Raw genomic sequence first — 16933 nt, 5'->3', positions numbered from 1 at the left:
AATTCCCTGTCTCTCATTCGTTCCTCTTCCGTTTTTTGCTGTCTCATTCTCATTCTCTGTTTGAAGGGTATGGATAGCTCCTTCCTGGCTCGCTCACTTCTTTCATCTCTTTCTTTCAGGAAGGACTCCCATTTGGCGTTAAACTCTTTGTTCCAAACCGCCGTTTTGCTCTCCATAATTTCCTTCTTCCAGCCCTCGAAATCAGGAATGTAGGCTTCTTTCATCATCTTCAGCATCGTTGCCGCGTAAATGGAGCAAAGCTGACCCACTTCTTTCTTTCTCACGGCAGAGCATTGTTGCCTAAGATTGATTTTGGAAATGATGAGCAGGTTTTTCATAACTTTCCCCTTGAGACTGATATCTCTTGCCGAATCGAAATCCTGCGTCATTTGTTCGAACGGCGTGTTCTCGTTCTCTTTAAACAGGGGGGCTGCGGAAGCTAGCCGGGCAATCAACAATAACCGATCCAGCTTGTCCGGGGAAACTCCCCCTCTGATGTCTCTCCACTCAAGCTGCTCCATATGGGTGTGGGCTGTTTGGTAAAACTTCACCAGATCTCCCTGATTGAGAAGTTTTTTTAGTTCTCCAATGTCGGAATCCCTGCTGAGTCTCAATTCTTGCGAATCTGCCGGAAAAGCGGCGGACGAAGGAAATGCAATAACAGAGGAAAAGGTCGCAAGCAGCGCTGCGGAGGTGGAACAAGACAGGAAACATTTTATTATAGACTTCATCGTCAAATTATATATCAGGGTTTAAAAATATGATCGCCGCCAGACGTCCGTTCAACGGAACATTCATCCTTCTTCTTGGTATCCACCAGAAATTTACGGATTCTGGCGTAAAACAATCCTTCTCCTTTACTCTCTATATAAAAATTCTGAAAAACCGTGGCAATATCGGATATTCCTTCTTTGTTTTCATCTCCCCCATATGTCCTGAAAAGGCAATTCCATGTAAATTCATTAGGATACGAATGTTTATAGACAGGATGACCATCGGCATCATAACCCTGAATTTCATCCCATTGCATATAGCCATTCACCCCGGATTTTATACCTATGTTGTCATGCAATCCAAAACGGTTGTCAAGGCCCACGCTCCAAACGCTGTCCGCTGCATGGGGCTGGGCCAGACTCCCGGAAGCCCCTGCATACCCCTTGTCTTTTTCAATGACACGAATCCCTTTAAAACAGACATCTAGGGGATGAACGGAAACGACAAGCTGAGCAGATACGCCGTGGTCAGGATCTCCATCACCAGGAAAATTCATATCTGTGGCAGGGAGACCTTTGACCATCCCTCCCAAAGTTTCATGTTCCGCAGTAAGCTGTTCAGGGAAAACCACGTCAAATTCGATAGGGCGGGGGAGGGCTGTTCCCTGTTCGGTTTCCACTTCAATGGCTACTTTCCCTCCGGACTGCTGGATTTGTTCTTTACTGGCGCAAGGATTTATCCGAAATTTCGCTTTTTCTGTTGTTTCTTCTGTTTTTAATCCATCTTCAAGCAACTCTTTGCCTTCAATCACTTTCCATTGAATTTGATCCTTCGGCTCCAATAGAAACGGCTTTTTACAGTTCAGGGTAACGGTGACCGTTTCTCCAATGCCGATTTTCCTGCGCTTTCTGTCTTCCTTCTTCTGTTCTTCCGTCGCGTTTTTGTCACGGGCCAGTTTGGCGGAACAGTTCTCCGTTTCCGATACCAGTTCCATGATATCGGAAAATTCCTCATCTTCGGCATGAAGAAGGGAAAAAGATGAAAAAAGGATGAAAATGGCAACGGTACGGACAAGGCAAGGGCCACTCATTTAATGAAGCTATGAAATGCTTGCATATTTGTCAAGTGACAGAGCGCGTTTTCCGTCCAATGAGAATGGGAGAATGCTGCCTAAACTATACTTCGCATAATATATGTAATGCCAAATATAATTCCGGTAGAATAATTCTCCAGACGTTAATATTTAAATGATTATGATATGATTGGGAGGATGTGAAAAAACGCGGCATGGGAATGAATGATGAATTAGCGTTCCTATCCTCTGGGATGAAAGCGGTGATGAATCGAGTTCAGCCGCTGCTGCTCCAAATGCGTATAGATCTGGGTGGTTGAAATATCGGCATGGCCCAGCATCTCCTGAATAATGCGCAGATCCGCTCCGTTTTCCAGAAGATGCGTGGCGAAGGAATGGCGCAGGATATGCGGGAAAACATGCTGTTCCAGTCCTGCGGCTCTGGCACGTTCCCGGAGAATTTGGCGAACCCGCTCCCTCGTCAACGGTCGGCCGCGCACTGTCAGAAAGATATGACTTTTCGTCACTGTCCTGACCAGTTTTGGTCTTCCTTTTTCCAAATACATTTGCAAAGCGTTCAAAGCGGATCTCCCTACGGGCACCAGCCGGGTTTTATCCCCCTTCCCCAGCACGCGGACAAAAGCTTCATCTCTATCAAAACTCTCTAATTTGCAATTGATTATTTCGCTAACACGCATCCCGCAGGCGTAAATCATCTCCAGGAGCGCTCTGTCTCTACATCCTAAAGGAATATCTTGAATGTCAATGCTTTCAAGCAAACTTGAAACGGTTTTCTGATCCAGCACATGGGGAAGCGATAGCCCCTGCCGGGGCATTTCCAGAAATACGGAAGGGTCTTTTTCCAGTATTCCCGTTCCGGCCAGCCACCGGAAAAAAATACGCAGATGCACCATTTCCACCCGCATGGAGCTGCGGGCCATGCCCCGGTCCTGCAAATGCCGCAGAAATGCCGAAAGCGTATCAATGCCCGTTTGGGCAAGGCCGGTATTTTCCATTTCCAGAAACCGGGCAAATTCCTCCAGCGTCTGTCTCACGGAAAGCTGGTAGGCGGTGCTCAAGCCTTTCTCCGCGGCCAGAAAACGGATGAAGCGTTCCAAATGAGTCTGCATGGAGGCTTGCCTTTCCTGTTGTCTGTTAAAACCGTTCCACCAGGAACAGGAATTCCGTCACGTTCTGAGGACGGTTTCTGAAATTCCGGCTGCCCCGGAACGCGGCGTACGGCGTTTCCAGCGTAACGGTACGGCCCAGGCGTCTAAGGAAACTGGTCATTTCCTCATAGTTAATGAACCCCTCAGAACTGTAGGAAAGCAGAATAAATTTGGCCGGGCAATCCTCCAGCAGCCGGAACAGGGCCTCCGGAGCATGCTGGCGGCTGTTGTACATGGAGCGTTTCCAATCTGCGGGAATGCCGGAAACTCGGCTGGTTTCCTCCGGCTTTTCATAAGAAGACAGCAAATTCAGCATGAAATAATTGGAACCGTACGGATGCTGGTTATAGGGAGGGTCCAGGTACACCACATCCATTTCCGGAAGCTCGGCAGCCAGTTCATTGGCATCGCGGCAATGGATGGAATACCGGCAGTCAAACCGGGAAAACACGGGAAACGGCAGCGAAATGTCGCCCAGAATGCGAGAAAGGGCGTTGCCCCCCGTTCCCCCGAATTTGCCGATTCCGTTTCTGTCTTTGTAAAAGCCTTTGAATACGCCGGACGTGTTTGTGTGGACGGAAGCTTCCGCCAGTAGAGGAGCGATAAAATAGGGCCTGATTTCTGCCGGAAGCAAATTGATGGTCTGCCGCGCCGTATCCAGGTACACGGCGTTGCGGCGCGTATAGAAAACGCGGTCATCCGCCGTGATGCAGTCCGGATTTCTGGGAGCGTACAGTTCCGTGATGAAGCCAGGGGATTCATGCGTTTCCATATACCGCAGCAGGCGTCTGTAATGCCTGTCCAGCTCCAGATTTTCCACTTCCTCCGCGTTGCTCAGGTAACAGGTATTGACGACCCGGCTGTATTCCTCCAGATCATTGACGATCAACTCTTCCGAATGCTGTTTCAGAAAACGCGCCACAATGCCGCTGCCGGAAAAAAGATCCCCTGCTTTCAGTCTTTCCTTACCCAGGCGTTTTTTCACCTGTTCCAGTCCCGTCCCCAGAAAATGAAGCAGGGAACGCTTATTGCCCAAATAGGTTACAATTTGTTCCGTCAGGAATCTGGGATCTTCCTCCATCTGCGGAGCTGGAAGGGATGATGGCTCGTTCCGGGTCATATAGCAGGTCCCGCCCAGCATACGGCACTCCGGACTTTCCGTCAAGTTGCTCCGGGGTGCGGAATGGAGAACCTTTCCTCTATCCGCAAGGGAAACGGAGTCCGGCCCTGCGCAAAACATGCCGGAAGAAAGGACTTTCCAAAACGAGGAATCATGTTATCGTGCCAACAATCATGAAAAGGAAGTTTCTACCCTGTTCCCTGCTCTGCATGTTCCTGGCGGCTACAACGGCCTTTGGCAATCCCGGAGACACTTTTTACGAAGCCAATCTTTCCCTGACGCGCGCGGCACGGCAGGAGAAGGAGGGGGATTATAAGGCAGCCCTGGAAAGCGGCAAAAAAGCGGCGCAGTTGCTTCAGTCCCTGAAAACATCCGAGCCGGAATGGAATCCGGAATGGGTGGCCGGCAAACTGGATGCCGCCGCGCAGCTGCAGCGGCGCGTGGAACCTCTGGCGCAAAAAGCCGGAGCTCCCCAAAAGGCGGATTATTCCCTGAGACCGGGAGAACAGCGGGATTTTACCCTGCAACGCGCCTATAAGGCCCATGAACGGCAAAAAACGGTTGTCGGAACCGTTCCTGTTCTCCCTTCCTCCCACGGCACGCAACCGGGAAAAACGGTTGTTCCCGGTTCTGCCTCCCGCCCGGAAATCCGCTCCGTCAAGCCGTCCTCTGCCAGGCAGGAATCCGTTTCCAGAAGATCCGTTCCTTCGCGCGGACTTCCTCCCCGGGCGGACCGGGATGGAAGATTCCGTATCGGAAGCTGATGCGGATACAAGGGCAGGAAGAGGGGGCCGGAAATGGGGACATCCCCCCTTTTTCTTTCAATTGCTAAAAGAGCCGCTTTCCCTAATCGGGAAAGCGGCTCTGCGGTTTTTTTGATCAGCTGCTCGCTCAGGCGTTCTGCTTGGCGGCTTCTTCAACAGCCACGGCCACCGCTACGGAAGCGCCAACCATCGGGTTATTGCCCATGCCGATGAGGCCCATCATTTCCACATGGGCGGGCACGGAGGAAGAACCGGCGAACTGGGCATCGGAGTGCATGCGGCCCATGGTGTCAGTCATGCCGTAGGAGGCGGGACCGGCCGCCATGTTGTCCGGGTGCAGGGTACGGCCCGTGCCGCCGCCGGAAGCCACGGAGAAGTACTTCTTGCCCTTCTCATTGCATTCCTTCTTGTAGGTGCCGGCCACCGGGTGCTGGAAGCGGGTGGGGTTGGTGGAGTTTCCGGTAATGGAAACGTCCACGCCTTCATTCCACATGACAGCCACGCCTTCGCGCACATCATCGCAGCCATACACGCGCACGGCGGCTTTGGGGCCTTTGGAGAAAGCTTTCTCCTGGATGATGTTCAGCTTGCCCGTGGCATAGTCGAACTTGGTTTGCACATATGTAAACCCGTTGATGCGGGAGATGATGTACGCGGCATCCTTGCCGAGGCCGTTCAGGCAGACGCGGAGATCCTGCTTGCGGACGCGGTTGGCGGACTTGGCAATACCGATGGCACCTTCAGCGGCGGCAAAGGATTCGTGCCCGGCCAGGAAGCAGAAGCATTCCGTTTCATCGCGCAGGAGCATGGCGGCCAGGTTGCCGTGGCCCAGGCCCACCTTGCGTTCATCCGCAACGGAGCCGGGAATGCAGAAGGACTGAAGGCCTTCTCCGATGGCTTCAGCAGCGTCGGCGGCTTTCGTGCAGCCCTTCTTGATGGCGATGGCGGCTCCCACCACATAGGCCCAGCCGGCGTTTTCAAACGCGATGGGCTGAATGCCGTTCACAATTTCACGGGGGTTGATTCCCTTGGAAAGGCAGAGTTGTTCCGCTTCTTCAATGGAGCCGATGCCGTATTTGGCCAGGGCTTCATTGATCTGCTTGATGCGGCGGTCGTAGGATTCGAAAAGAGGCATAATAGTAATAGTGCTTGAAGTTAAGATACTCTTTTTAATTCAATCTCATTCGTGACGAGGATCAATGTACTTGGCTGCCTCATCGAAACGACCGTAGTTGCCCGTGCATTTGGCGACGGCTTCGTTGGCGTCCACGCCCTTCTTGATCATTTCCATCATCGGCCCCATGCGCACAAACTCGTAGCCGATGATTTCACCGTCTTCATCCAGGGCAAGCTTGGTAATGTAGCCTTCAGCCATTTCCAAATAGCGGGGGCCCTTGGCTCGGGTGCCGTACAGGGTGCCAATCTGGGAGCGAAGCCCCTTGCCGAGGTCTTCAAGACCGGCGCCGATGGGAAGGCCTCCTTCAGAGAAAGCGCTCTGGGTGCGGCCGTACACGATCTGCAGGAACAGTTCGCGCATGGCGGTGTTGATGGCGTCGCACACGAGGTCCGTGTTCATTGCTTCCAGTACGGTCTTGCCGGGCAGGATTTCCGCAGCCATGGCGGCGGAATGGGTCATGCCGGAGCAGCCGCTGGTTTCCACGAGTGCTTCTTCAATGATGCCGTTTTTGACATTCAGCGTCAGTTTGCAGGTGCCCTGCTGGGGAGCGCACCAGCCCACGCCGTGGGTCAGGCCGGAAATATCCGTGATTTCCCTGGATTGCGTCCAGTTGCCTTCCTGCGGGATAGGGGCCGGACCATGGTTGCAGCCTTTCTTGACGCAACACATTTGTTCGATTTCGTGTGTAAACTGCATGGTATTAGGATGTTAATATGAAGATAGAGCTGCAGTCATCGGACAGCCCTACCTTGAGCGGGACGGATCATACCAGCAAAATTCCCGATTAGCAAACACGAATGATTGAAAATCGGTTAAAAGGCCTCATAATCAGTCAGGAGCCCTGCCCTGCATGAAGTCACGACCACGCCGACTCTTTCTCAACAAATTGGCAATCATCTTTGTCCCAATATTGATGATTGGCTTCTCCTTATTCATGTGGGCATGGCAGGTGGAACCCAGGCGTGTGGAAACCGTCACGGCTACGATGGAGATGCCTCAGTGGAAGAGAAAAGAAGGCCCTCCCCTCCGCATCGCGATTGCCGGGGATTTCCATCTGCGTCCGAACGGAGGCGATCTGGCACACAAGTACATGGAAACAATCATGGAAGCTCGGCCGGATATGATTTTCCTGCTGGGGGATTATGCCAACGGCCACACGAGGGAGAGCAGCATGGCCCCGGAGACGGCCCGGGAATATTTCAAGATGTTGAAAGCCCCTCTCGGCATTTTTGCCGTGCAGGGCAACCATGACCAGTATTACGGCTGGAACTTATGGCGCAACATGTTTTCCGGGCTGGGCATCCTGCCCATGTGGAATGATTCCCTGCTGCTGCACCTTCCCGGAGGCCGTGAGCTGCAGCTTTCCTCCGTCAGGGACGACTACCACCTGAGAATCAGGCCGGAGGAATTGCCTCTGCGTTTTTCCCCGGATATTCCGCATATCCTTCTTTCACATGTACCCGACATTTTTCCCCTGCTGGCTCCCGGCACGGCGGACCTCGTCATCAGCGCGCATACCCACGGAGGCCAGATATGCCTTCCCGGAGGCAGGGCCCTGGCAAACATCTCACGAGAGAAGGTCAAATTTTCCTATCCCTGGTCCCAGCTGAACGGAACTCCCTTCCTCATTACCCGAGGTTTGGGATGCAGCGTTCTTCCCCTGCGCTTCTGCTGCCCTCCGGAAATCATCGTGCTGGAAATCCAATAAGAAACAACTATCCGGATAACGCTCCGTCCCCTCATGCCCTTTATTTCTTATTCACATTGTATTTACATATTGTTCACAACAATATGTGCAGCCATGTTTCTGGAATCCTGCTCCACGCCAGCCGCGGCCCCGGAACCCGTGGCAGGCTGGTATGAAGAAACCCTCTATGAAGACAAGCCTTTCTACATCACTAAAAACGCCATCAGCTGGACCAGCGGAAGAAAAAAGGCGGATTTTGGCCGCTGGACAGCCGTCAGCGTGTATGACCCATCCATACGCATGCAGGCAGAGGGCGGTCGTTTCAGCATTACTCCCGGCTATGGCTGGGACGGCGTCACCTGGGGGGCCACCCCTCCGGATATGCTCCTCCCTTCCCTGTTCCACGACGCCATGCTGCACGCCAAAATGAATGGAGCCCCTATTTCCAGAAGCCAGATTGACCTGGCTTTTTACGATATCATGACCAGCCAAAATTCCTGCCGCAAGGGATTATACTACCGTTTTGCGCGTCTTTTCGGCTGGTGCTTCACCTTTCCACAGCATCCGAATACTTTGATAATCAAACGAGAGTAGTATGGCATCGGAGAATTTTCCGGAAAACCAGTTACCCGGAAGGATGAACAAGGAAGAAAAATTCAACCGTCGTCCCGCTGTTTTGTCTTGCCTGTTTAATTAGTTCAATCTAACTTTCGTTGTCGAACTAATAATCAGAACGCATGGAAATCACTATTATCTACGGAACGGAAACCGGCAATTCGGAGAGTCTGGCCCAGGACGCGCGGGCAAAATTGACCAAGCTCGGCCATCAGGCAAAGGTGGTTGACATGGAAGGTATGACGGTGGAACAGTTGAAGAATGCGGGAACGCTGCTGGTCATCACCAGTACGTGGGGGGACGGAGAACCTCCCACCAACGCAGAGGCCCTCCATCAGGAATTGAAGGACTCTTCGGAAGATTTGTCCGAGGTAAGCTACGCCGTTTTTGCCCTTGGAGATGAATTTTATGAAAACTTCTGCCAGGCTGGCAAGGACTTCGATTCCTTCCTGGAACGTTTGAAAGCGCAAAGGCTTCTGCCGGTAGTGCTTTCCAATGGAGACCATGATGACACCTTCCCGGAATGGGTGGATGCCATCGCGGAAAAACTCTCCTGATGTTTTTTCAAGATTTCAGTCATCTTATCTTCAAAAGAGCACTTCTTCCGGGACGAACGCCTGGAGGAAGCGCTTTTTCCTAAAAAAAGCAGGAACTCTCTTTTTCCGGTTCGGGCGCAAGGGGGGGATAATTCCCTGATTTTTTCTTGAATTAAAGGCGGATAAAAGGAACGAATCCACTACGGCGGAACAAAAAATCCGCGTTTATCACTCAATTGGCGTGGCTTCGGGAATGTATTCATTTCCGGCTGGGGCCGTCCGGCGAATTTCCGTGACAAAGCCCAGCACACGATCAACATCCAGTTGGGACAGGACGGAACGGACATCGTGGTCTTCCAGAAAGCGGGTCAGCTTGACGTCATTGTATAAGCCCTGCATATCCCCCTTCTGCACCAGAAGACGGATGGCGGGGTCTTCGCTCAGGCTTTTCAGGCTTAGCACGCGGCTGGTAATGCGGGAACGGGGCATATAGCAGTCCAGCTGGGTGCGCCGCTGGTCGGAGAGCTCCGGACTGAGCGTCACCAGGTAGGCGATCATTTTTGCCAGGGAAAGCCGTTCCGGATCATGCTCCGGAGATATTTTTTCCAGCCAGCTCAGGTGGGGGTTGTCCATGATGGACTTTTTGATGGAATAAATGGCAGGGAGGGAAATGGTGCGGTTGGGGTCCATGTGGTACAGGGCCAGTTCTCGGGCGCGGGTCATTTCCGCCATGGAGCCGTAAAAGAAGATGCACATGACTCCCACCCAGCATACGACTGCCGCCATCAGTACCGTCGTGACGATTCCCTTGGCCCCGCCGAAGCCCATGCGCCGTCCCCAGGAGAAGACGTCGCTGAACCAGAAGAGACCGTGCATAAAGACAAAGAAGACCGCCGCCGCGCCTCCGACGGACAGCACAGTGACCATCCATTCCCGAGGGTCGCTGGTGATGAAAGAGAGGTAGGTGAAACCGTATTTGGATAGCCAGAAGTAAGCGGCTACGGAAGAGAGCACTGCCGCACCGAACAGGAGCATCTTAATCATCCCCTTCAGCATGCCGAGCACGATGAAACCCAGCAGCAATGCGCCCAGAACCAGGTAAAATGTGAGGGAGGAATCCATGAGTGAGGGAAAAGAAGCCGTGAAACCGGTTGTTACAAAGCCCTCTGGCAGCGTTGGCGCAGGTAGTGGTCGCACAGGCAGAGCCAGGCCATGGCCTCCACAATGGGCACGGCGCGCGGCAGTACGCAGGCATCATGCCGTCCCCTGCCCTTGAGCCGGGCATCCTCCCCGTCCCTGTTGACCGTCTGCTGGTCAATCATCAAGGTGGCCGTAGGCTTGAAGCCGATGCGCATCAGAATGTCCTCCCCGTTGGAGATGCCTCCCTGAATACCGCCGGAGTGGTTGGTGGCGGTACGCACCCGGCGGCCCTGCATGTAAAAAGGGTCATTATGTTCCAGACCGGTCATGCCCGCCGCTTCAAAACCGGAACCCACGGCGAAAGCCTTGGTGGCGGGAATGCTCATCATGGCGTGGGCTAGCGTAGCGTCCAGCTTGTCAAAGACCGGGTCACCCAGCCCGGGAGGGCAGCCGCGCACCACGCATTTGACCACGCCGCCCAAGGAGTTTCCGGAGTCACGAGCTTCCTTGATGGCAGCGATCATGGCTTCCGCAGCGGAGGAATCCGCCGTACGAACGATGTTGCTTTCAATAACGGAAGCCGTCACGGCCTCCCAGTCCACGGAAGCTTTCACATGGTGAACCTGATCCACCCAGGCTATGACCTCCATGTCGGGAAAAGCCTGCTTCAGTACAGCCCTGGCCACGGCTCCGGCTGCGACGCGGCCGATGGTTTCCCGTGCGGAGGCCCGGCCCCCCCCTGCCCAGGCGCGAATACCGTATTTAGCGTCGTATGTGTAGTCCGCATGGGAAGGCCGGTACGTGCTGGCCATCTCGTCATAGGCGGAAGAGCGGTGATCCTTGTTCCGAACACTGATGGCGATAGGCGTTCCCAGGGTTTTGCCGTCCAGCACTCCGGAAAGGATTTCCGCGCGGTCTTCCTCCCTGCGGGGGGTTACGATGTCGCTTTGTCCCGGCCTGCGCCGGTCCAGCTCCCGCTGAATGTCTTCTTCCATCACCGGGACGAGGGACGGGCAACCATCAATCACCACGCCTACCCCAGTTCCATGGGATTCACCCCAGGTAGAAATTCTGAACACCTGACCAAAACTGCTGGACATGGCGGCATTCTAGACGGCGGCATTCATCCGGTCAAGCCGTGGGCATCCGCAGCGGGACATAAAAAACACCCCTGTCCTCAAAGGACGGGGGTGCTGAAAGAAAAGTACTCCCTTGAGAAGGAGTTGCCGTCTTAGTCCTTCAAGGCGGAAGATGCCTTGAAAGCAACCGTCTTGGAGGCGGGAATATTGATCGTGTTGCCGGTCTTCGGGTTGCGGCCGGTACGGGCTTCACGGGTCTTGGTAGCAAAAGTACCAAAGCCAATGATCTGCACCTTGCCGGATTCCTTCACGCCTTCCTTGATGGATTCCAGTACAGCGGCCAGAGCTTCTTCAGCGTGCTTCTTGGTCGTATCAGCACCCAGCTTGCTTTGAATCAGTTCGATCAGTTGAGCCTTGTTCATAGGACTTCGGTGAATAGCATATGGAGCCCTGACAGTAAAGAAAAAATGCGGTATGAAGGAAAATCAGGACCTAAAACGGCGTTAATTGTCGTCATCCGGCAGCCTTTCTACTGCAGCGCCGATGGCCAGGAGTTTTTCGTCAATCATTTCATAGCCTCGGTCAATATGGTACAGGCGGTGGATTTCCGTAGTGCCTTCCGCCTTCAGGGCTGCCAGCACCAGGGCGGCGGAGGCCCGCAGGTCGGAGGCCATGACGGGGGCGCCGCTGAGCGTTTCCACTCCGGAAATGACGGCGGTGCCGTTATCCACCTTGATGTCCGCCCCCATGCGCTTGAGTTCGGAGCAGTGCATGAAACGCTGCGGGAAAATAGTATCCTTCACCACGGAGATGCCCGGCGTGGTGGCGAAGAGAGCCGTCATCTGGGCCTGCATGTCCGTGGGGTAGCCGGGATACGGGGCAGTCTTGATTTCTCCGCATTTGGGCGTTTTCCCGGCAATGATGGTGACCGTATCCCCCCGCTCGTTGAATTCCACGTGGTGGCCGCACTTCCGGAGCAAATCCGTCACCACAGTCATGTGTTCCTCACACACGCGCCGCAGGGTCACGCCATCCCCCATCATGGCCGCCGCCACCATAAAGGTGCCGGCCTCAATGCGGTCCGGGATAACGGTATGGTTGCAGCCACGGAGCTTTTCCACTCCCTCAATGACGATCCGGCGCGTTCCCGCACCTTGAATATTGGCGCCCATCTTGATTAAAAAGTTCGCCAGATCCACCACTTCCGGTTCGGAGGCTGCGGATTCAATAACGGTGGTGCCTTCCGCCAATACGGCGGCCATCATCAGGTTGTCCGTTCCCAGAACGGTGGGGCCGTGGTCGCCGCTCAAATCCACCGTGGCTCCTTTCAACCCCCTGGGAGCTTCAATAATCAGGTTGCCGCGCTCAATCTGCACCTGTGCCCCCAATGCCTGGATGGCCCTGATATGCAGATCCACAGGACGGTCGCCAATCACACAGCCGCCCGGCAGGGGAATCACGCACCGCTGCATGCGGGCCATCAAGGGCCCCATCAGGCAGATGGAGGCGCGCATCTTGCGTACCTGTTCATAAGCGGCTTCGGAATGCAGACTCCTGGCTTCCACGCGCACATTGCCGCTGGACCGTTCCACGGAGGCTCCCAGCTGGCCCATGATCTGAACCATGAAATTGGTATCGGAAACATCCGGAACCCGGCGCACCACTACAGGCTCATCCGTCAGCAGGGATGCGGCCAAAATAGGCAGGGAGGCATTTTTGGACCCGCTGATATTGACGGCTCCCCTCAGCGTAAAACCTCCATGTACGACAAGCTTCTCCATAGTGGGTTGCAATTAGGTGACGGATTCTACACATTTAAAACGCCCATGCAACCCCAAAGAGCCCCCGGAACGGGACAAATTCCCGGATGTTTCTCTTCCCCCGAAAAGAGGGAAGGAAAACGGCATGGTAAAAAAGCAGGAGCCGACCAGGTTCTGTAAGCCAGATTTTGTCCGCCGGACAGAGCCGGCTGTGCGGTCATTTTTCTCACGCGGACCGCGGTCAGACGTTCCGCGCGCCCGTTCGCTTTCACGAAACGGATGCGACTAATACCCGGGGATCCGGCGGGCAGGCGACCCTTCCCCTGTTTGTCTTGCATCGCGCGGGGTTTACCATGCCTCCTTGGTCACCCTCGGAGCGGTGAGCTCTTACCTCCCCTTTTCACCCTTGCCCGGCATGAGGAGAACCCCATCCGGGCGGTTTGTTTTCTGTGGCACTTTCCGTCCGGGAACCCTTGGGAGATTCCCGTCTCCCGCTTTCACGGGACACGCTGCCTTGTGATGTCCGGACTTTCCTCTACTCCGGTCCGGAGACCGGAACAGCGACCACCCGAACCTGATCGGCATGGACTACATACGCTTTCATCGGCTCGCGGTAAAGCCCAAAGCAGACATGGAAAGAATTTTGTTTCTTTCTTCCTTCCGCTTCCTTCTTCAAGCCAATGGGCGCCCTCTTCCCTGAATAAGGTAAAGCGGCCACAGGACTGCTCCCGTGGCCGCTCCAACTTACTACCTATGAAAACCAGCTTGATCCATTGATCCTGAAAAGCTCTCTCCTTCTTTTCAGGGGGATGCAGCCGATAACGCACATGAATATACGCCACCGTCCCGGAAAATCAACTCCATTCTGGAATGTCCCCTGATGCCTCCGCCCGTCTCGTAATTGGCTTGATTCGGCAGCCGATACAGGGTAGTTCTTCCGGAAACTCATGAACCTTCATTCCCATTCCATTTCCTCCCTGCAAGGGGTACTGACCGTACCCGGAGACAAAAGCATTTCCCACCGCGCCGCCATTCTGGGAGGCCTGGCGCAAGGAGTGACGGAAGTGGATAATTTTCTATGCAGTGAAGATTGCCTGAATACCCTGCGCGCCATGGAGCAGCTGGGCGCCAAAGTGGATGTGCTGGAAGAACGGCAGGGATACGGTCCCGTCCGCTTCCGAATTACGGGCGTCGCCATGAGCCCCAAGGCTCCTGAACGGCCCATCGACTGCGGCAATTCCGGTACGGGCATGAGGCTGCTGGCCGGGATGCTGGCCGCCTGCCCCTTTGATTCGGAAATGTTTGGAGACGCTTCCCTGAGCTCCCGCCCCATGGGCCGCATCATGCAGCCGCTGGAACAAATGGGAGCGCGGATTGAAGCCCGGGGAACCAAACCGGGCTGTGCTCCGCTGAGCATTCACGGCGGGCGGGTGCACCCTATTTCCTACGCGCTTCCCATGGCCAGCGCCCAGGTTAAAAGCGCCATTCTATTGGCGGGCATGTTTGCGGACGGAACCACCACTGTGCGCCAGCCGGCCGCCACCCGCGACCATACAGAACGCCTGTTCCGCCATTTCGGCGTTCCCTGCACCGTGGACGGCCTGACCGTCGGAACCTGCGGGCCGGCTCTCCCCGTCGCCCATAATTTGACAGTCCCGGCAGATATTTCCTCCGCAGCCTTCTGGATGGTGGCCGCCGCCAGCCGTCCGGGGTCCCGCCTGACGTTGCGCCAGGTGGGGCTGAACAAGACGCGGAACGCCGTCATCAGCGCTCTGCAACGGATGGGCGCGCGAATGGACATCGTGCCCACTTCTCCGGAAGATGCCGGCGAACCATACGGCGATATTACCGTGTACGGTTCGGATTCCCTGCACGGCACCAGCCTCCTCCCGGAAGAAATACCCAACCTCATTGACGAGATACCCATCCTGGCCGTAGCGGGAGCCCTGGGCCGGGGAGACTTCATCGTCCGAAACGCCCGCGAATTGCGCGTCAAGGAAACGGACCGCATTGCCACCACGGCCGCCAACCTCCGGCTCATGGGCGTGGATGTGGAAGAATTTGATGATGGCATGGTTGTTCACGGCGGCACTCCCCTGAAGGGAACGGAATTATCCAGTTATGGGGACCACCGCATCGCCATGAGCTTCCTGGTGGCCGGACTCAGCGCACAGGGAGAAACCGTAGTGACGGATGCGGAATGCATCAATACGTCCTATCCCGGTTTTGAACGGGATCTGGCTCAGTTCCTGTAAAAAACACAAGATTCCGGCCGGATTTCACCCCGTCCATGGAATAATGCCGGAAGAAGAAAAGAATCTTGCGGCATCCCGGCAAATATTATGCTTCCCGTTCCTCCCCCACTTCTCTGGCGCGGCACAAATCCCGCCAGCCGGGAAAATTCCATTTGTTGGGAAAATCCCGGCACTGGCGGGGTTTAACGGGATTAATCCGGCAGCCGTCTTTCGTCAGCATCATGCAGGCTCCGTCTTCCGCGTCCCGGATAGACAATCCGCGCCGGTTGGCTCTCAACCGGCAGCATGTGTCAATAAAAACCTGTTCGTCCATGTCCAGGAAACGGGAAATCTCGCGGATTTCATCCGCTTCAATGCACACATCCCCGGCCCAGCGGCAGCACGCGCCGCATCTGGTGCATTCATACCGCACCGCTTTTCCGCCGTTTTCCATACGCATTTAAGTGAAAATTCCCCTGATGACGCCTATGTTCATATGGGCGTTCCTCCATCGCGGGCTATTGACGGCATGTTCAAAATCCTGCGGCAATTTCCCGATGGAGCCGGACATCTGCTCCAGCCCCGTCAGAATCTGCCTGATTCTGGAACGTGCGATGAGCGTAGGCTGATTGGTCCACTGGAAAACCTCGCTGTCAATAATATAGCCTTCATCAATCTTGGTAATGTACTGGGGAAAGCGAAGATGCGGGTTCTGCTCCACATAAACGCAACGGCCTATCGAACGCTTGGAGCGGAGAGGGTGAAAGAAGCGCCGGATGCTTTTAATCCAGTCCGGCGCTTCCGACAAACCTTCCGCATGCACCCACATGGTGGCCAGCTGTTCCACGGGATAAAAGTAGGAATATGTATAAGCGGCCTTATAGCGCGTGCAACCGCGCCATGCATGGCGCAGGCGCACCATATCCGCCTGTCCGGAAATCAGCAGGTCCAATGCCCGTTTCAACTGCTTTTCCAGGTTTTCCCCGCGCAGGTGTTCCCAGATCATGCAGTCATCCTCCGCCAGCAGCACGTAATCCGTATCAAGAGCGTTGACCGCCGTATGCAGGGCTCCAATAAAACCGCCTTCCACTGGGGCGGCCACCGCGGAAAGCCCATGGGAAAGGGCCGTCTCCCGCACCTTGACGGCGCTTTCCGGAAAAACGGCGCATGCTTCGTCAAAATAGCCAAGCAGCCCGGACCTGCCATAGGAAGCCAGAGTCATGGCCAGCGTATAAGGGGCGTTATCGCACAGCAGAGCCAGACCGACTTTTTTATTTTGAAAAAGAATTCCCATCACGTAGAACGTTTTTGCAGTCTAAGACAACAGTAAGTGCGTTTCCAAGCAAAATAATTTTAAACAAATGTACTTTTTCCTTGCCGCTTTTCAGGCGAAGGGAAAATATAATTCACCCCGTTTCGTCATCATGAAAGCATACGTTATCTTAAAAAACTCACTGCTGGCGGCCGCTATCGGCTGTGCTTTGTCCAGCTGCTACGATCCTTATTATGACCATTTCAGCGTGTCAGGCTCCTACAGCAGCGGAGGTTCCGGCGTGTCGTACATGTATGACAGCTCCGGCTACCCCATTTACGGATATTATGGAGGAAGACCCATTTATGCCTACGACACGTTCGGAAGCCCCATTTACTCCATCAACCTGATCCGTCCGAATTACTATATTCCCACGTGGGGGCCGGCTCCTTATTACCGCGGGCATTATGTCCGTCCCCATAACTGCCGCCCCATGGCAAAACCGCCGATGAAACCCCACTTCAGGCCTGACCATTTCCGTCCGGGAAACAACAGGCCGGCCCCTCAGCCCGGACGGCCCAATCAACGGCCGGACTTTGGAAAACCCGGCAATT

General features: G+C 54.7%; 17 protein-coding genes, 1 other RNA gene and 1 pseudogene. 6 read left to right on the top strand and 13 right to left on the bottom strand.

The window, feature by feature from the left end; translation table 11 throughout:
* The 4 genes from WW58_RS06205 to WW58_RS06190 form a co-directional block, all read right to left on the bottom strand.
* A partial coding sequence (locus tag WW58_RS06205) for a hypothetical protein (RefSeq protein ID WP_288143426.1) occupies positions 1-731 on the bottom strand: 731 nt, incomplete at its 3' end.
* 14 nt (positions 732-745) lie between these two features.
* On the bottom strand, positions 746-1708 hold the full coding sequence (locus WW58_RS06200; protein WP_288143417.1) for a hypothetical protein: 963 nt from the start codon (positions 1706-1708) through the stop codon (positions 746-748).
* 320 nt (positions 1709-2028) lie between these two features.
* Positions 2029-2916 carry a tyrosine recombinase gene (locus tag WW58_RS06195; RefSeq protein ID WP_046436238.1) on the bottom strand — a complete coding sequence of 296 codons (888 nt, stop codon included), beginning with the start codon at positions 2914-2916 and terminating at the stop codon, positions 2029-2031.
* Between the two features lie 25 nt (positions 2917-2941).
* Positions 2942-4036 (bottom strand): DNA adenine methylase, encoded by a 1095-nt coding sequence (locus tag WW58_RS06190; RefSeq protein ID WP_046436353.1) that lies wholly within the window; start codon positions 4034-4036, stop codon positions 2942-2944.
* Between the two features lie 212 nt (positions 4037-4248).
* On the opposite strand from WW58_RS06190, the gene WW58_RS06185 reads away from it, so the two are divergent.
* Positions 4249-4839: a hypothetical protein gene (locus tag WW58_RS06185; RefSeq protein ID WP_128155217.1), complete on the top strand. Its 591-nt coding sequence runs from the start codon at positions 4249-4251 to the stop codon at positions 4837-4839.
* Between the two features lie 127 nt (positions 4840-4966).
* On the opposite strand, the gene WW58_RS06180 is transcribed toward WW58_RS06185, so the two are convergent.
* Complete coding sequence (locus WW58_RS06180) at positions 4967-5974, bottom strand: GGGtGRT protein (RefSeq protein WP_012420931.1); 1008 nt, start codon at positions 5972-5974, stop codon at positions 4967-4969.
* A gap of 45 nt (positions 5975-6019) precedes the next feature.
* Entirely contained in the window at positions 6020-6712 is a 693-nt protein-coding gene (locus tag WW58_RS06175; protein WP_022196984.1) for an iron-sulfur cluster assembly scaffold protein, read from the bottom strand.
* Positions 6713-6866: 154 nt separating this feature from the next.
* On the opposite strand from WW58_RS06175, the gene WW58_RS06170 reads away from it, so the two are divergent.
* The 3 genes from WW58_RS06170 (at position 6867) to WW58_RS06160 (ending at position 8875) form a co-directional block, all read left to right on the top strand.
* Entirely contained in the window at positions 6867-7724 is an 858-nt protein-coding gene (locus WW58_RS06170; protein ID WP_102732656.1) for a metallophosphoesterase, read from the top strand.
* Between the two features lie 93 nt (positions 7725-7817).
* Positions 7818-8297 carry a hypothetical protein gene (locus WW58_RS06165; RefSeq protein ID WP_046436233.1) on the top strand — a complete coding sequence of 160 codons (480 nt, stop codon included), beginning with the start codon at positions 7818-7820 and terminating at the stop codon, positions 8295-8297.
* Positions 8298-8440: 143 nt separating this feature from the next.
* The gene (locus WW58_RS06160; RefSeq protein WP_022196981.1) at positions 8441-8875 is read left to right on the top strand and encodes a flavodoxin domain-containing protein; all 435 of its coding nucleotides are present in this window, start codon (positions 8441-8443) and stop codon (positions 8873-8875) included.
* 207 nt (positions 8876-9082) lie between these two features.
* On the opposite strand, the gene WW58_RS06155 is transcribed toward WW58_RS06160, so the two are convergent.
* From WW58_RS06155 to rnpB, 5 genes are all read right to left on the bottom strand, one after another.
* Positions 9083-9976, bottom strand: a complete 894-nt coding sequence (locus WW58_RS06155; protein ID WP_012420926.1) for a hypothetical protein — start codon at positions 9974-9976, stop codon at positions 9083-9085.
* 32 nt (positions 9977-10008) lie between these two features.
* On the bottom strand, positions 10009-11094 hold the full coding sequence (gene aroC / locus WW58_RS06150) for a chorismate synthase (protein ID WP_046436231.1): 1086 nt from the start codon (positions 11092-11094) through the stop codon (positions 10009-10011).
* A 131-nt stretch (positions 11095-11225) separates the two neighbouring features.
* Positions 11226-11495, bottom strand: coding sequence for an HU family DNA-binding protein (locus WW58_RS06145; protein ID WP_012420924.1), 270 nt, complete (start codon positions 11493-11495; stop codon positions 11226-11228).
* 81 nt (positions 11496-11576) lie between these two features.
* On the bottom strand, positions 11577-12854 hold the full coding sequence (gene murA / locus WW58_RS06140; protein ID WP_022196978.1) for a UDP-N-acetylglucosamine 1-carboxyvinyltransferase: 1278 nt from the start codon (positions 12852-12854) through the stop codon (positions 11577-11579).
* Between the two features lie 140 nt (positions 12855-12994).
* An RNA gene (gene rnpB / locus WW58_RS06670) (RNase P RNA component class A) lies at positions 12995-13413 on the bottom strand.
* 367 nt (positions 13414-13780) lie between these two features.
* Here rnpB and aroA point away from each other — a divergent pair.
* A complete protein-coding gene (gene aroA / locus WW58_RS06130; RefSeq protein WP_022196976.1) occupies positions 13781-15088 on the top strand; it encodes a 3-phosphoshikimate 1-carboxyvinyltransferase in 1308 nt (435 codons plus the stop codon).
* An 85-nt stretch (positions 15089-15173) separates the two neighbouring features.
* Here the strand turns inward: aroA and WW58_RS06125 are convergent, their stop codons facing one another.
* On the bottom strand, positions 15174-15527 hold the full coding sequence (locus tag WW58_RS06125; protein ID WP_046436226.1) for a YkgJ family cysteine cluster protein: 354 nt from the start codon (positions 15525-15527) through the stop codon (positions 15174-15176).
* Complete coding sequence (locus WW58_RS06120; protein ID WP_128191330.1) at positions 15528-16364, bottom strand: hypothetical protein; 837 nt, start codon at positions 16362-16364, stop codon at positions 15528-15530. It lies immediately after the preceding gene.
* A 127-nt stretch (positions 16365-16491) separates the two neighbouring features.
* On the opposite strand from WW58_RS06120, the pseudogene WW58_RS06115 reads away from it, so the two are divergent.
* Positions 16492-16933, top strand: a pseudogene (locus tag WW58_RS06115) (hypothetical protein); the annotation flags it as partial.

The sequence above is a fragment of the Akkermansia sp. UNK.MGS-1 genome (genome assembly GCF_000980515.1).
Classification (GTDB): Bacteria; Verrucomicrobiota; Verrucomicrobiia; order Verrucomicrobiales; family Akkermansiaceae; genus Akkermansia; species Akkermansia muciniphila.
The sequence above is the reverse complement of the archived record's forward strand: the minus strand, read 5'-3'. Positions and strand labels throughout refer to the sequence as shown.

Bases quoted from the DNA above. Each gene is read 5' to 3' on its own strand.
- WW58_RS06200 (WP_288143417.1), bottom strand. From the start codon at position 1,708: ATGGAACTGGTATCGGAAACGGAGAACTGTTCCGCCAAACTGGCCCGT.
- WW58_RS06195 (WP_046436238.1), bottom strand. From the start codon at position 2,916: ATGCAGACTCATTTGGAACGCTTCATCCGTTTTCTGGCCGCGGAGAAA.
- WW58_RS06190 (WP_046436353.1), bottom strand. From the start codon at position 4,036: ATGGAGGAAGATCCCAGATTCCTGACGGAACAAATTGTAACCTATTTG.
- WW58_RS06185 (WP_128155217.1), top strand. From the start codon at position 4,249: ATGAAAAGGAAGTTTCTACCCTGTTCCCTGCTCTGCATGTTCCTGGCG.
- WW58_RS06180 (WP_012420931.1), bottom strand. From the start codon at position 5,974: ATGCCTCTTTTCGAATCCTACGACCGCCGCATCAAGCAGATCAATGAA.
- WW58_RS06175 (WP_022196984.1), bottom strand. From the start codon at position 6,712: ATGCAGTTTACACACGAAATCGAACAAATGTGTTGCGTCAAGAAAGGC.
- WW58_RS06170 (WP_102732656.1), top strand. From the start codon at position 6,867: ATGAAGTCACGACCACGCCGACTCTTTCTCAACAAATTGGCAATCATC.
- WW58_RS06165 (WP_046436233.1), top strand. From the start codon at position 7,818: ATGTTTCTGGAATCCTGCTCCACGCCAGCCGCGGCCCCGGAACCCGTG.
- WW58_RS06160 (WP_022196981.1), top strand. From the start codon at position 8,441: ATGGAAATCACTATTATCTACGGAACGGAAACCGGCAATTCGGAGAGT.
- WW58_RS06155 (WP_012420926.1), bottom strand. From the start codon at position 9,976: ATGGATTCCTCCCTCACATTTTACCTGGTTCTGGGCGCATTGCTGCTG.
- aroC (WP_046436231.1), bottom strand. From the start codon at position 11,094: ATGTCCAGCAGTTTTGGTCAGGTGTTCAGAATTTCTACCTGGGGTGAA.
- WW58_RS06145 (WP_012420924.1), bottom strand. From the start codon at position 11,495: ATGAACAAGGCTCAACTGATCGAACTGATTCAAAGCAAGCTGGGTGCT.
- murA (WP_022196978.1), bottom strand. From the start codon at position 12,854: ATGGAGAAGCTTGTCGTACATGGAGGTTTTACGCTGAGGGGAGCCGTC.
- aroA (WP_022196976.1), top strand. From the start codon at position 13,781: ATGAACCTTCATTCCCATTCCATTTCCTCCCTGCAAGGGGTACTGACC.
- WW58_RS06125 (WP_046436226.1), bottom strand. From the start codon at position 15,527: ATGCGTATGGAAAACGGCGGAAAAGCGGTGCGGTATGAATGCACCAGA.